Origin of the sequence: Massilia phyllostachyos (assembly GCF_021044825.1) — a bacterium.
GTDB lineage: Bacteria > Pseudomonadota > Gammaproteobacteria > Burkholderiales > Burkholderiaceae_D > Telluria > Telluria phyllostachyos.
Genome location: NZ_JAJNOC010000006.1, coordinates 21,177 through 34,262, shown reverse-complemented (window position 1 = coordinate 34,262; position 13,086 = coordinate 21,177). Strand labels below are relative to the sequence as shown.

Here is a 13,086-nt window from a genome sequence, read left to right as displayed (position 1 = left end):
GGACGATTCGACGCTGGGGAGGAACGAGTTGAGGGTTTCAGTTCAGGTCGGAGGCGTCGTGGCGCTCCGGGACCTGCTCGCTCGGTTCGCCGCGCACGCGGTTGACCTTGCGGCCGCGCGCCACGGCGGGACGCGCCGCGATCTCGTCGGCCCAGCGCCGCACGTTCTTGTACTCGTGCACCGACAGGAACTCGCCGGCCTCGTACAGCTCGCCGCGCGCCATGCCGCCGTACCAGGGCCAGATCGCCATGTCGGCGATCGTGTATTCCTCGCCCGCGACGAAGCGGTGGTTCGCCAGCTGGCGTTCGAGCACGTCGAGCTGGCGCTTGGTTTCCATCGCATAGCGGTCGATCGGATACTGCAGCTTTTCGGGCGCATAGGCGTAGAAGTGGCCGAAGCCGCCGCCGACGAAGGGTGCGGAGCCCATCTGCCAGAACAGCCAGTTCATGGTCTCGGCGCGCGCCGGGCCGGAGGGCGGCAGGAAGGCGCCGAACTTCTCGGCCAGGTAGACCAGGATCGAGCCGGATTCGAACACGCGCACGGGTTCCGCGCCGCTGCGGTCGACCAGCGCCGGGATCTTCGAGTTCGGGTTGGCTTCCACGAAGCCGCTGGAGAACTGCGCGCCCTCGTTGATCCTGATGAGCCAGGCGTCGTACTCGGCGCCCTGGTGGCCGAGGGCCAGCAGCTCTTCCAGCATGATGGTCACCTTGACGCCGTTCGGCGTCGCCAGCGAATACAGCTGCAGCGGGTGCTTGCCGACCGGGAGCGCGGCCTCGTGCGTGGGGCCGGCGACGGGACGGTTGATGCTGGCGAAGGCGCCGCCGTTCGATGCGGGCGGGGTCCAGACGGCGGGTGGTACGTAGGGTTCGGTCATCGGGATCTCCTTGAATATGCCGGATGAAAGCGTTCATTCTAGCCAAGGCGGCGCAAATGCGTTTTCGACGGCCTGAAAACGCCGGCTGCCGGCACCGCTTCATGCATGCCGCATCAAAGCGGGCCGGGGTGGATACAGCGGCGGGAAGGCATGCTAGGTTTGACTGTTGAGTTCACCCAGCGGAAGCGCCATGCACGTCGAAGTACCCAAATCCCACTCGTTCAAGGAATTCGCCGGCGAGTACATCATGATCGTCGTAAGCATCCTGACCGCCCTGGCGCTGGAAAACGGCGTGCACCGTTATCACCAGTCGCACAAGGCGCACGAGGCGGCGCGCAATCTCGACGCAAAGATCGCGGTCAACATCGCCGAGGTGCATCAGGAGGTCCTGGATAACGAAGCCGAGATGAAGCGCCTGAAGCACTTGCGGGAGGTGCTGCTGAAGGACATCCAGGCGGGTCTCGGCGACAAGGACACCCTCAACCACGTGATGCGCGAATCGACGAACCGCTTCGACATCAGCTTCAGCGCACCGACGCTGCAGCGCGAAGCATGGGACGTGGCAGTGGCCAACCAGGCGCTCAGCTACATGCCGCAGGATCAGCTGCAGCGCTATGCGAAGGTGTACGCCCGCATGCGCGACATGCAGGCAACGTTCCAGGGCATGACAAATTCCTTCGCCGATCTGCCCGCCGTAGCGGACACGATGAGCAACCTAGAGCTCAAGGAAATCAGTCCGCAAGCCCTGTACCGGACATTCACGCAGATGACGTTCGTGCATGAGTCGAACCTCAACAACATGCGCGCACTCGAGAAGGTGCTGCGCGAAGAACAACGGCACCTGAAGCTGGCCGAGAGCTGAGCCGCCCGGCGCGGCCCGGCAATGAAAAAACCCCGCCGCAGCGGGGTTTCTTGTCGGTGCTGAAGACTTACACGTAAGCCGCCAGCGCGCCCTTCATCTTCTTCAGCGCCGCCGATTCGATCTGGCGGATACGCTCGGCCGACACGCCGAACTCCTCGGCCAGCGTGTGCAGCGTGGCGCCCGAACCGTCGTCGTTGGCCAGCCAGCGCGCTTCGACGATGCGGCGCGAACGCGGGTCGAGCTTGCCGAGCGCGCTCTCCAGGCCTTCGGACTGCAGGCGGTCGACCTGCGCCGCTTCCAGCACCTTGGTCGGCTCCTGCTGCTCCGACGACAGGTAGGCGATCGGCGCAAACTTGTCGTCTTCGTCGTCGGTCGGCGATTCGAGGGCGATGTCGCGGCCCGACAGGCGGGTTTCCATCTCGATCACTTCCTCGCGCTTGACGTCGAGCATCTTCGCCAGCTCGTCGACCTGGCCCGGGGTCATGGTGTCCAGGCTCTGCTTGTTGCTGCGCAGGTTGAAGAACAGCTTGCGCTGGGCCTTGGTCGTCGCGACCTTCACCAGGCGCCAGTTCTTCAGGATGTATTCGTGCATCTCGGCCTTGATCCAGTGCATCGCGTACGAAACGAGACGCACGCCCTGGTTCGGGTCGAAGCGCTTGACGGCCTTCATCAGGCCGATATTGCCTTCCTGGATCAGGTCGGCGTGCGGAAGGCCATAGCCCAGGTAGCCGCGGGCGATCGACACCACAAGGCGCAGGTGCGAGAGCACCAGCTTCTGGGCAGCGTCCAGATCGTTCTGGTCGCGCAGCGACTTGGCCAGCGAAACTTCTTCTTCGTGGGTCAGCATCGGCAGACGGTTGACGGCCGAGATGTAGGCGTCGATGTTACCGAGATTGCCGGTGAAACCCAGGTTGAGGGCACGACTGCCGGCAGGAACCAATGCGGATTGTGCGGACATATTCATTTCCCTTCTAGTAATCTTGCTGCACCCTCACTGTGGCACGGACCCCTGTCGCGCGCCACCAACGTCATACTTTGTTACCGGGTGCTCATCTTGATTTTCACTGTCTTCAGAACATATATTAGCACTCTCCCGAAGTGAGTGCCAGGCAAGCCATCGATTTGCCTGAATCGATTAAGTTTGGCTAAAGTATTGCCTTTAGGAATCAAAATCGTGTCGTCTCTACTGTAGAGCAGACGACCCTGATTTGATTGATTCAGCTCAAAAGTAAACCTGAAAACACTGTAAATCGCCGTAAGGACAGGTTACGGACGCTTGGACGCGGCTTCTGTTGGATGGCGCACGCAGACGCGGCGTGCCCTGTAGGAGGAGGGCTCGTCTGGGCGTAGGGAGGGACGGCTAAGCCGTATATGTGGTGCCTTATTGGCAATTCAAGGGCTGCTTGAACGCGCGCCAGGTGCCGTTGCACCGACAACATCGCGCCGATCAGCCCTAAACCGGCACTAATCGCCAGCAGCCCCGCAATCTCCAGCCCACCCAGCGGCGCCAGCTGGAACTCCGACGCATACAGCCGCGCGAACTCGGCGATCGCCCCATTCAGCGGCGTCAAGGCCAGGGCCACCGCCCCGAGCGCCACCCCACCCGCGCACAGCCCGAGCAGGGCGCCCGTGTAATAGAAGGGCCGGTGGATGAAATTATCGGTCGCCCCCAGCAGCTTCGACACCGCGATCTCTTCCTTCTGCGTCAGTACCTGCAGGCGAATCGTGTTGAACACCACCGCGATTACCACGATGCCGAGCGTGACCGCCAGCAGCAGCAAGGCCAGGCGCAGGATGTTGAGCAGGGCCGCGAGGCGCTTGACCCAGGCCGAGTCGACCTGCACGGCGTCCACGCCAGGCAAGGCGCGCAGCTGTTCGACCATCATGTCGACGTCGTTCGCCGCGCCGCCGCGCGCGAAGCCTTCCAGCTTCATCACATAGCTGTCCGGCAGCGGATTGTCGCCCAGCGTGTCGAGCACGTCGCTCAGGCCGCTCTTTTCCTTCAGCGACGCCAGCGCCTGCTCGCGCGGCACGAAACCGATGTTCGCCTTGCCGCTGGAGGCGACGATGCGGCGGATCTGCGGCGCGATCGCGTTGGCCTGCTCGCGCGTGGCTTCCTGCTGCATGAACAGGCTGATCTCCGGATCGACCGACAGCTGCTCGGACAGCGGCCGCACATTGTCGAGCAGGGTGATGCCGGCGAACGGCAGCATCAGCGCGAACGCGACCACCAGGACGTTGAACAGGAAGCTGCCCGGCGACTTGCGCACGGTGGACAGCGCGCCGCCAAGGGCGAAGCGGTGCTGGCGGATCCACGGGCTCATACGGCGCCTCCGATGAGTTGACCGTGTTCGAGGCGGATTACGCGCGCGCTGGCGCTGTCGAGCACCTGGTCGTCGTGGGTCGAGATCACGCAGGTCACGCCGGCGGCATGGAAGGCGCGCAGGGCGTCGAGCACGCGGTCGGCCGCGGCGCGGTCGAGGTTCGCGGTGGGCTCGTCGGCCAGGATGATCTGCGGACGGTTGACGATGGCGCGCGCCACCGCCACGCGCTGCTGCTCGCCGCCGGACAGTTCCAGCGGCATGGCTTTGGCGCGGTCGAGCAGGCCGACCTTGTCGAGCGCCGCGCGCGCGCGTCCCTCGGCCTGCGCCTTCGGCGCGCCGGTGACGAGCAGGGGCAGCATCACGTTGCCGAGGATGGTGCGGTCGTTGAGCAGGCGCTGGTGCTGGAAGATCAGGCCCAGGTTACGGCGCAGGAAAGGGATGCCGGCCTTCTTGATGCGGCCGATGTCCTGGCCGTTGACGGTCACCACGCCGCTGCTGGGACGCTCGACCGCCGCCACCATCTTCATCAGGGTCGACTTGCCGGCGCCCGAGGGCCCGGCCAGGTAGACCAGTTCGCCTTTGGCGATGTTCAGCGAGACCTCGCGCAGCGCGTAGGCGTCATGGGAATACTGCTTGGAGACGGACTGGAATTCGATCATGTGGGTTCTATTAGCCGAGCAGCGCGGTGACGAATTCTTCGGCGTCGAAGGGCTGCAGGTCGTCCAGCTTTTCTCCCACGCCGATGAAGTAGACCGGCACCGGGCGGGTGCGCGCGATCGCGGCCAGCACGCCGCCCTTGGCGGTGCCATCGAGCTTGGTGATCACCAGGCCGGTCAGCTGCAGCGCGTCATCAAAAGCCTTCACTTGCGCCAGCGCGTTCTGGCCAGTATTGCCGTCGATGACCAGCAAGGTCTCGTGCGGGGCGCCGTCCATGCCCTTGCCGATGACGCGCTTGATCTTCTTGAGTTCTTCCATCAGGTGCAGCTGGGTCGGCAGGCGGCCGGCGGTGTCGACCATGACGACGTCGACGCCGCGCGCCTTGCCCGACTGGACCGCGTCGAACGCGACGGCGGCCGGGTCGCCCGAGGCCTGCGAGATCACGGTGACGTTGTTGCGCTGGCCCCAGACCATCAGCTGTTCGCGCGCGGCGGCGCGGAAGGTGTCGCCGGCGGCCAGCAGCACGGACTGGTCCTCGCGCTGCATGTGCTTGGCGAGCTTGCCGATGGTGGTGGTCTTGCCGGCGCCGTTCACGCCCGAGATCATCATCACGAGCGGCTCGTGGCGGCCGAGTTCGAGGGGCTTCTGCAGCGGCAGCAGGAGTTCGACCATCAGCTCCTTCAGCGCGGCCTTGACGGCGGCGGCGTCGAGCAGCTTGTCTTCCTTGACCTTGCGGCGCAGGGCGTCGAGCAGGTGCTGGGTCGCGTCCATGCCGGCGTCCGACATCAGCAGCGCGGATTCGAGTTCCTCGTACAGGTCCTCGTCGATGCGCGCGCCGACGAACAGCAGCGACAGGTTGTTCGAGGTCTTGGACAGGCCGGCCTTCAGGCGCGCCATCCAGGACTGCTTCTTCTCGGCTTCGGTGGTGGGGCGCTCGGCCGTTTCGGGGAACAGCTCGCCGGCGTCCAGCGCGATCGGCGCCGCGGTGGCGACCGATGCGGGGGCCGGTTCGGGAATCGGCTCCGGCGCGGGGGCGGGCACGTTTGGCGCGACCGGCTCGGGAACGGGGGTTTCCTGCTTCTTACGCTTGAAGAAACTAAACATGGTGTGGTGGCGGATCCTGCGCACAAGCCGGCTGGCGCCGGCGATGAAAAAAGTAGCGAATATTTTACCAGAGCAGCAAGCCGGATCCGCCGTGCCCGGGTATTGACGTTTCAAGATGCGTTCAGGGAACTATCTGTTGCGTTATTGATGAAACCGATAGATTGCTCAACAGTGCTCGTCTGGAAAACGAGTTCGACTTGCGCTAAATTGAACACAGAGAGAAAACCAATAAACAAATGAGATAAACGGGGCACACCGTGAAAATTTCAAATTTCCTGAAGCGCCTCATCCATGGTGACAACGCCACGGATGGCGGCGCTGCGAACCTGCGCAACATTATCGTGTGGGCGTTCATCGCCCTCGTTGCCTTGTTCATGACCACGCCGTCGGGCGAGCCGGTGAGTTTCTTCGACAAGCCGATTCCGATGCCGGCGGAGCTGAATCTCGGCAGTTGACGTCATCGCAGCTGGCGCTTCGATCGATTTGCACCATTTACCAACGTCGCTCCCGCGAAGGCGGGAGCCTGATTTTGCATGGGTTTCGGTAACGCACGCAGAAATTGGGTTCCCGCCTTCGCGGGAAGTCGTAGGCCCCGGTGGGGCGTACGACGGTTTCTAGGGTAACAAACGAAACGAGTCGCGACCAATCAACGGCCTGCCTTCGCCGCTTCCGCATTCTTCCGAATCGTCTCCAGCGTCGCATTCGGCGTAATCAGATTGCCGTCATACCGCAGCTCGATCACCGCCGGCAGCTTCTTCCCGTTCGCGTGCTCCAGCGCGCGCTGCAGCGCCGGCCCGAATTCCCCGGTCTTCTCCACCACCTCGCCATGCCCACCATACGCGCGCGCCAGCGCCGCGAAATCCGGATTGTGCAAGGTGGTGCCCGACACGCGTCCCGGGTAATCGCGCTCCTGGTGCATGCGGATCGTCCCGAACATATTGTTGTTGAAGACCAGGATGATCACCCCCGCGCCGTACTGCACCGCGGTGGCCAGTTCCTGGCCCGTCATCATGAATTCGCCGTCGCCGGCAAAGGTGACGACGGTGCGCTGCGGGTCGATGATCTTGGCCGCGACGCCCGCCGGCACCGCATAGCCCATGGCGCCGTTGGTCGGCGCGAGCTGGGTGCGTTTGCCGCCGTAGCGGTAGAAGCGGTGCGCCCAGGTCGCGTAGTTGCCGGCGCCGTTGGTGATGATGGTGTCGCGTGGGGCCTGCGCCATCAGCTCCTGCACGCACTGCCACAGGTCGAGCGGCGCGCCGCCGTCCTTGAAAATCGGGGGCTGCGCCTGCCATGCCGCCAGGTCGGCCTTCGCTTCCTCGACCGTGCCCGCCCAGCTCGATGCATCGACCGGCGCCATCGCCGCCAGCATCGCGCACACCTGCGGCGCGCCGCTGGCGATCATCAGGTCGGCCTGGTAGACGCTGCCCAGTTCATCGGGATCGGCGTGGATGTGAATGAGCTTCTGGCGCGGCACCGGGGACGACAGCAGCGAATAGCCGCTGGTGGTCATCTCGCCCAGGCGCGGGCCGATCGCGATGACCAGGTCCGCCTCCTTCACGCGTGCGGCCAGCTTCGGGTTGATGCCGATGCCGACATCGCCCACGTAGTTCGGGTGCGCGTTGTCGAGCAGGTCCTGGAAGCGGAAGGTGCAGCCGACCGGCAGGCGGTTGGCTTCGGCGAAGCGGGCCAGGTCGGCGCATGCCTGTTCCGACCACGATCCGCCGCCGAGCAGCACGATCGGGCGCTGCGCTTCCTGCAGCATGCCGCGCAGCTGCGCGATCTGTTCGCTCGATGGCGCGGCCTGCACCGGCTGGTAGCGGCGCGCGTCCGCCACTTCCGCCTTCTTCACCAGCATGTCTTCCGGCAGCGCCAGCACCACCGGGCCGGGACGGCCGCTGGTGGCGACCTGGAAGGCGCGCGCGATGTATTCGGGGATGCGGTCGGCGCGGTCGATCTGCGTGACCCACTTGGCCATCTGGCCGTACATGCGGCGGTAGTCGATTTCCTGGAAGGCTTCGCGGTCGATGAAGTCGCTGCCGACCTGGCCGATGAACAGGATCATCGGGGTCGAGTCCTGGTAGGCGGTGTGCACGCCGATCGAGGCATTGGTGGCGCCGGGGCCGCGGGTGACGAAGCAGATGCCCGGCTTGCCGGTCATCTTGCCGTAGGCTTCGGCCATGAAGGCCGCGCCGCCTTCCTGCCGGTTGATCACGAAACGGATAGCCGAATCGTGCAGCGCATCGAGCACGTCGAGGTAGCTTTCGCCGGGCACGCCGAAGGCGGTGTCCACGCCGTGGATGTGAAGTGCATCGACCAGGATCTGGCCGCCGGTGCGGGAAGGGTGGGTCATGGTGAAGTCGTCCTTGTCAAAGAGGCTCCCGAGATTCTAGGCGAGCGACCCGGGAGCGGCTTTTGAAATGGCGACATCAAATTACAGAAAAGCCAGGTTCGGCTTCGCCGGGGATCGCTCCCCGGACAGCGAGATCAATGCACCGCTTTACCGCGGCGGCGGCTGGAATAACGCATCGAGGCAAGGCCGGCGGCAAGCAGCAGGATGCTGGCCGGTTCCGGCACTGGCGACGGATCGGCGTCCACCGTGTCGAAACCAATGGTGATGTAACCCGAATCCCAGATGCCGTCCCAGTCGGCGAAGTAGTCGTCGAACTCTTCGAAGAATTCCATGCGCAGGATGCCATCGACGCCGACGTCGAACGCAAGGCCCAGTTGAGTCAGATCGGCAAAGCCCGAGTATGTTGCATAACCGGGAAAGTCGTCGCCCAGCCCTGGCGTGAAGAACACACCGGCACTCTGTTTGCTGTTCTCGAACGCCACCACCATTTCGGACAGAAAGCTCGGCTGATCGGCATACAGGCCGAACGCGAATTCGATGCTGGTAATGGTCGAATTAGCGCCGACGTCCAGGTTCAGCACCGTATTGAACGGGCTGCCATACTCGTCCATGCTGTCGATATTGCTGACATCGACTGTCAGCGTCGTCGGAGCCGCGAATACCGACGAACATACGAGAAACGAGAGACCCACGAGCAGTTTATTAAGCGATTTGAACGACATGACAAACCTCCCTAGTTATTGGAACTTTATTGGTATGCAAATACTGTTCCCGCCGGAAAAAGCGGTGTAGATTATTGATTCCTATTAGAAAATTCCTGTTGCATAAACTGTCTTGACGCGTCTGTAAAATTTTTCGACGGAAGGCAAACTGAAAACGCGATATCATCCGGCATGATGTATTTCCTTTAAGAAAAAAGGAGTACGCGATGCGTACCGAGTCCTGGCTGTTGGCGCTGCTGCTGGCGGGGCCACTTGCGGTGTATGCGTCAAACAGCGACGCCGACGCCCGCTGCCGTGCCGACCTGGATGACATCGCCGCCTTCCTGCCGCTCAACGACGCCGGCGCCCGGGATCACCTGGTCAGCCATGGCGACCGGATCGAGCGGGCATTGCGCCAGGCACGCGAGGACGCCGCCCGCGCCGCCGACCCCGGCGCCTGCGATGCGGTGCTACACGCCTATCTCGAAGCGTGGCGGCCGGGGCACCTGAGCGTGTCCCACCTTGGCGCCGTGACTGCCGCCGCCCAGGTCCGGGCAGGGACGGCCGGCGATCCGCGCCTGCCTACCCTCGCCATGCTCGGCAAGGACTCGGTGCTGCTGACCATTCCCAGTTTCAAGGACCCGTATGCCGCGGCGGTGCGGACGCTGTTGACAGACCACCGCGCGCAGCTGGAAACGCACCGCAACTGGATCATCGACGTACGAGATAACGGCGGCGGGGCCGATCTCACCTATGCGCCGCTGCTGCCATGGCTGCTGGATGGAAGCTATTCCGTGCACCGCACCGAGTTCCTGGTCACGCCGGCCAACCTCAAGGCGCAGGAAGACATCTGCCGGCTGACCAGCGAGCAGAAGGCCTGCATGGAGATGATTGGTCCCATCGTCGCGAAGATGCGCGCCGCGCCGAACGCCAGCTTCGTGCTGAGTGGCGACGCGCGCGTGGGCGTTGAAACCATCGGCAAGCGCGAGGCGAAGGCGCCGGCCAAGGTAGCGGTGCTGGTGGACCGCGACTGCGGCGGCACCTGCGAGCAGTTCCTGCTCACGGTGCGCACCGGCTTCCGGGTGAAACTGGTGGGCCGTCCGAGCGCCGGCGTGATCGATGTCGCCAATATGCGTCCGCATCCGCTGTCGTCCGGGCGCGTGCTGAAATACGGGACTTCGCGTTCGACCCGTGCTTCCGACCTGCGCATCGACACCATCGGCATCCAGCCCGACATCCTGCTGCCGCGCCCTGCGGACGAAGCGGGGAAGCGGGCGGAAACCGCGCAGGTGCAGCGCTGGCTCGAGACCGGTTCCTGGCAGTGAGCGTCGCCGTGTCGCCACGGCCCCTGTCGATTGCGGCCGGATGGCGGCCCGCATCGGTTACAATGTCGGCCGTGAAGCAGGCCAGACAGCCGCTGGCCGTCATCTTCGGGTGATGGCGGGAGGAAGGTCCGGACTCCACAGAGCAGGGTGACGGTTAACGGCCGTCCGCTGAAAGCCTGGGTGAAAGCCCGGGTATAAGGCGAGGAACAGGGCCACAGAGACGAGCGTATTCAGTTACGGTGAAACGCGGTAACCTCCACCTGGAGCAATTCCAAATAGGCACGCGTTGATGTTGCTCGCGGAGCGTGCGGGTAGGAAGCTTGAGCGCTGGAGTAATCCAGCGCCTAGAGGAATGGCTGTCATAGGGGCGTCCCGCAAGGGAGACCACTACACAGAATCCGGCCTATCGGCCTGCTTTACACACATACTCTCTCCCGGGTGAGGCTACGATGCAGAAATTCATCCTGGCGCTCGACCAGGGCACCACCAGCTCGCGCGCCATCGTCTTCGACCATGAAGGCATGCCGGTTGCGAGCAGCCAGCACGAATATCCCCAGCATTTCCCGCAGCCCGGCTGGGTCGAGCACGACGCGCTCGACATCTGGCACAGCCAGCTCGCCTGCGCGCGCGAAGCGCTCGCGCAAGCCAATATCGCCGCTTCGCAGGTCGCCGCCATCGGCATCGCCAACCAGCGCGAAACCACCGTGCTGTGGGACCGCGCCAGCGGCGAACCGGTGGCGCGCGCGATCGTCTGGCAGGACCGGCGCACCGCCGGCATCTGCGAGCGCCTGCGCGAAGCGGGGCAGGCGGCCTTCATCCAGGCGCGCACCGGCCTCGAAGTCGACGCCTATTTTTCCGCGACCAAGCTGCAATGGCTGCTGGAGCACGTGCCGGGAGCGCGGGCGCGGGCCGAACGCGGCGAGCTGGCCTTCGGCACCGTCGACAGCTGGCTGGTGTACCGCCTGTGCGGCCGCCACGTCACCGACACCAGCAACGCCGCGCGCACCATGCTCTTCAATATCCACACGCTGCGCTGGGATGAGGAGCTGCTGGCGCTGTTCGGCATTCCGGCGGCCGTGCTGCCCGAGGTCGTCGCCAGTTCGGAAACCGTCGGACTGGCCGGCGAGGAATGGTTCGGCCACGCGATCCCGATTGCCGGCATCGCGGGCGACCAGCAGGCCGCCACCTTCGGCCAGGCCTGCCACCGCAAGGGACTGGTCAAGAACACCTACGGGACCGGCTGCTTCATGCTGATGCACGCGGGCGACGCGGCGCCGGTGTCGCGCAACCGCCTGCTGTCCACGGTCGGCTGGAGCATCGCCGGCCGCACCGACTATGTATTGGAAGGCAGCGTCTTCATGGGCGGCGCCACGGTGCAGTGGCTGCGCGATGGCCTCGGCATCATCCGGCAATCGTCGGATGTCGAGGCGCTGGCCACCAGCGTGCCGGACAGCGGCGGCGTGCTGCTCGTTCCCGCGTTCACCGGCCTGGGCGCGCCGCACTGGGACCCGCACGCGCGCGCCACCATCGTCGGATTGAGCCGCGGGTCGACGGGCGCCCACATCGCGCGCGCCGCGGTCGAGGCGATCGCCTACCAGAGCGCCGAACTCCTGGCGGCAATGCAGAAGGACGCCGACTGCGCCGTCACCGAGATCCGCGCCGACGGCGGCGCCGCGCGCAATGATCTGCTGATGCAGTTCCAGGCCGACCTGCTGGGCGTGCCGGTGGTGCGGCCGCGCGTTCTGGAAACCACGGCGCTGGGCGCGGCCTACCTGGCCGGGCTGGCGGTCGGCTTCTGGGAGTCAAGCGAGGACATCGAACGCCAGTGGCAGGTCGAGCGGCGCTTCGAGCCGGCCATGGATGCGGACCGGCGCGCCTTTCTCATGGGACGCTGGACGCGGGCGGTCGAGCATGCGAAGCTGTGGAGTAGTGACTGACTTGACGGGGAGGGAGGAGCATGGCGAAGAAATACTGGTTCTCGGCGAAACCGCCGGGCAATGGCTGGGGCTGGGGCCCGCCCTTCACCTGGCAGGGGTGGCTGGTGTTTGCCGCTTTCTTCGTCCTCCTGATCGGCGGCGGATTCCATATCACGCCGTACGGCGTGCATTACTACGTGGCCTACACCTGCGCGCTGGCCGGGCTCCTGATGCTGATCTGCTCGCGCAAGGGCGAGCCGCCCGGACGCTTCCCGACCGGCGAGCGCTAGGCCGAAAAGGGGATGTGCAGCTCGCGCCATCCCCGTGCATTTCGCGCCGCCGGCCGGCGCTTCGTCGCAAGCCGGCATCCGCCGATTCGCCGCCCGCTAAAGTTCCCTCACATTCACTTTCTGCGGAGCCGGCCATGCTGTATCAGATCCTCACCCACACCCCCGTCTACGTCTGGGCGATCCTCGCCTTCCTGGTCTACCGCGGCGTGCTCGCGTCCCGCGACCGCGAGCTCACCTTCGGGCGCATGCTGGTGATTCCGGTCCTGATGCTGGCCCTGGCGCTGCAGGCCATCGCCAGCCAGTTCGGCCTCGCCAGCCTGGCGATGCTGGCCTGGACGGTGGGCGCTGGCGCAATCGCGCTGCAGCGCATGCGCTTCGGGTCCAGCCGCGCCGGCGCCGGCGCCGCGCCGGGCACGGTCCGCATCCGCGGCAGCTGGGCGCCGCTGGCCCTGATGCTGGCGATCTTCACGATCAAGTACGTGGTGGCGGTGGCGCTGGCGATCCAGCCTGCGCTGGCGGACCAGCCCGCGTTCGCGCTGGCGGCCTGCGGCCTGCTCGGTCTGTGCAACGGCTCGTTCCTGGGCCAGCTCGCGGCCGATATCGTCGCCAGCCGAAAGATTGGTCTCGAGACGCTGGACGGGATGCGTGTCGAGGCCTAAGAAATAACTTGCAGCGCAGCGTTT

General features: G+C 65.0%; 12 protein-coding genes, 1 other RNA gene and 1 pseudogene. 7 read left to right on the top strand and 7 right to left on the bottom strand.

The genetic code is table 11. The features are described from left to right. Positions 1-37 precede the first annotated feature (37 nt). Positions 38-874, bottom strand: a complete 837-nt coding sequence (gene yghU / locus LQ564_RS17365) for a glutathione-dependent disulfide-bond oxidoreductase (protein WP_231059374.1) — start codon at positions 872-874, stop codon at positions 38-40. A 190-nt stretch (positions 875-1,064) separates the two neighbouring features. Here yghU and LQ564_RS17360 point away from each other — a divergent pair, with 190 nt between their 5' ends. Further along, complete coding sequence (locus tag LQ564_RS17360; protein WP_231059373.1) at positions 1,065-1,736, top strand: hypothetical protein; 672 nt, start codon at positions 1,065-1,067, stop codon at positions 1,734-1,736. A 67-nt stretch (positions 1,737-1,803) separates the two neighbouring features. On the opposite strand, the gene rpoH is transcribed toward LQ564_RS17360, so the two are convergent. The 4 genes and pseudogenes from rpoH to ftsY all read right to left on the bottom strand — a co-directional run bounded on the left by rpoH (position 1,804) and on the right by ftsY (position 5,821). Continuing rightward, entirely contained in the window at positions 1,804-2,694 is an 891-nt protein-coding gene (gene rpoH, locus LQ564_RS17355; protein ID WP_231059372.1) for an RNA polymerase sigma factor RpoH, read from the bottom strand. Between the two features lie 448 nt (positions 2,695-3,142). Continuing rightward, positions 3,143-4,060: pseudogene (gene ftsX / locus LQ564_RS17350) on the bottom strand (permease-like cell division protein FtsX); the annotation flags it as partial. Beyond that, on the bottom strand, positions 4,057-4,719 hold the full coding sequence (locus LQ564_RS17345; protein WP_231059371.1) for a cell division ATP-binding protein FtsE: 663 nt from the start codon (positions 4,717-4,719) through the stop codon (positions 4,057-4,059). The pseudogene ftsX and the gene LQ564_RS17345, both read right to left, overlap by 4 nt. Before the next feature lie 10 nt (positions 4,720-4,729). Beyond that, complete coding sequence (gene ftsY / locus LQ564_RS17340; protein ID WP_231059370.1) at positions 4,730-5,821, bottom strand: signal recognition particle-docking protein FtsY; 1,092 nt, start codon at positions 5,819-5,821, stop codon at positions 4,730-4,732. 257 nt (positions 5,822-6,078) lie between these two features. Between ftsY and LQ564_RS17335 the strand changes: the two genes are divergently transcribed. Continuing rightward, a complete protein-coding gene (locus LQ564_RS17335) occupies positions 6,079-6,276 on the top strand; it encodes a hypothetical protein (protein ID WP_231059369.1) in 198 nt (65 codons plus the stop codon). 191 nt (positions 6,277-6,467) lie between these two features. On the opposite strand, the gene LQ564_RS17330 is transcribed toward LQ564_RS17335, so the two are convergent. Continuing rightward, positions 6,468-8,171 carry a thiamine pyrophosphate-binding protein gene (locus tag LQ564_RS17330; RefSeq protein ID WP_231059368.1) on the bottom strand — a complete coding sequence of 568 codons (1,704 nt, stop codon included), beginning with the start codon at positions 8,169-8,171 and terminating at the stop codon, positions 6,468-6,470. A gap of 134 nt (positions 8,172-8,305) precedes the next feature. After that, positions 8,306-8,893, bottom strand: coding sequence for a PEP-CTERM sorting domain-containing protein (locus LQ564_RS17325; RefSeq protein ID WP_231059367.1), 588 nt, complete (start codon positions 8,891-8,893; stop codon positions 8,306-8,308). A gap of 206 nt (positions 8,894-9,099) precedes the next feature. On the opposite strand from LQ564_RS17325, the gene LQ564_RS17320 reads away from it, so the two are divergent. The 5 genes from LQ564_RS17320 (at position 9,100) to LQ564_RS17300 (ending at position 13,062) form a co-directional block, all read left to right on the top strand. Next, on the top strand, positions 9,100-10,197 hold the full coding sequence (locus tag LQ564_RS17320) for a S41 family peptidase (protein WP_231059366.1): 1,098 nt from the start codon (positions 9,100-9,102) through the stop codon (positions 10,195-10,197). A 73-nt stretch (positions 10,198-10,270) separates the two neighbouring features. Beyond that, positions 10,271-10,619: RNase P RNA component class A (rnpB, locus tag LQ564_RS17315), an RNA gene on the top strand. Positions 10,620-10,646: 27 nt separating this feature from the next. After that, positions 10,647-12,134, top strand: coding sequence for a glycerol kinase GlpK (gene glpK, locus LQ564_RS17310; protein ID WP_231059365.1), 1,488 nt, complete (start codon positions 10,647-10,649; stop codon positions 12,132-12,134). Between the two features lie 20 nt (positions 12,135-12,154). Beyond that, positions 12,155-12,403 carry a hypothetical protein gene (locus LQ564_RS17305; RefSeq protein ID WP_231059364.1) on the top strand — a complete coding sequence of 83 codons (249 nt, stop codon included), beginning with the start codon at positions 12,155-12,157 and terminating at the stop codon, positions 12,401-12,403. A 134-nt stretch (positions 12,404-12,537) separates the two neighbouring features. Further along, positions 12,538-13,062 carry a DUF6622 family protein gene (locus LQ564_RS17300; RefSeq protein WP_231059363.1) on the top strand — a complete coding sequence of 175 codons (525 nt, stop codon included), beginning with the start codon at positions 12,538-12,540 and terminating at the stop codon, positions 13,060-13,062. Positions 13,063-13,086: the final 24 nt, after the last annotated feature.

Excerpts from the sequence above, each read along its gene's own strand:
- yghU (WP_231059374.1), bottom strand. The coding sequence starts at position 874 with ATGACCGAACCCTACGTACCACCCGCCGTCTGGACCCCGCCCGCATCG.
- rpoH (WP_231059372.1), bottom strand. The coding sequence starts at position 2,694 with ATGTCCGCACAATCCGCATTGGTTCCTGCCGGCAGTCGTGCCCTCAAC.
- LQ564_RS17325 (WP_231059367.1), bottom strand. The coding sequence starts at position 8,893 with ATGTCGTTCAAATCGCTTAATAAACTGCTCGTGGGTCTCTCGTTTCTC.
- LQ564_RS17300 (WP_231059363.1), top strand. The coding sequence starts at position 12,538 with ATGCTGTATCAGATCCTCACCCACACCCCCGTCTACGTCTGGGCGATC.
- LQ564_RS17330 (WP_231059368.1), bottom strand. The coding sequence starts at position 8,171 with ATGACCCACCCTTCCCGCACCGGCGGCCAGATCCTGGTCGATGCACTT.
- LQ564_RS17305 (WP_231059364.1), top strand. The coding sequence starts at position 12,155 with ATGGCGAAGAAATACTGGTTCTCGGCGAAACCGCCGGGCAATGGCTGG.
- ftsY (WP_231059370.1), bottom strand. The coding sequence starts at position 5,821 with ATGTTTAGTTTCTTCAAGCGTAAGAAGCAGGAAACCCCCGTTCCCGAG.
- LQ564_RS17320 (WP_231059366.1), top strand. The coding sequence starts at position 9,100 with ATGCGTACCGAGTCCTGGCTGTTGGCGCTGCTGCTGGCGGGGCCACTT.
- glpK (WP_231059365.1), top strand. The coding sequence starts at position 10,647 with ATGCAGAAATTCATCCTGGCGCTCGACCAGGGCACCACCAGCTCGCGC.
- LQ564_RS17360 (WP_231059373.1), top strand. The coding sequence starts at position 1,065 with ATGCACGTCGAAGTACCCAAATCCCACTCGTTCAAGGAATTCGCCGGC.
- LQ564_RS17345 (WP_231059371.1), bottom strand. The coding sequence starts at position 4,719 with ATGATCGAATTCCAGTCCGTCTCCAAGCAGTATTCCCATGACGCCTAC.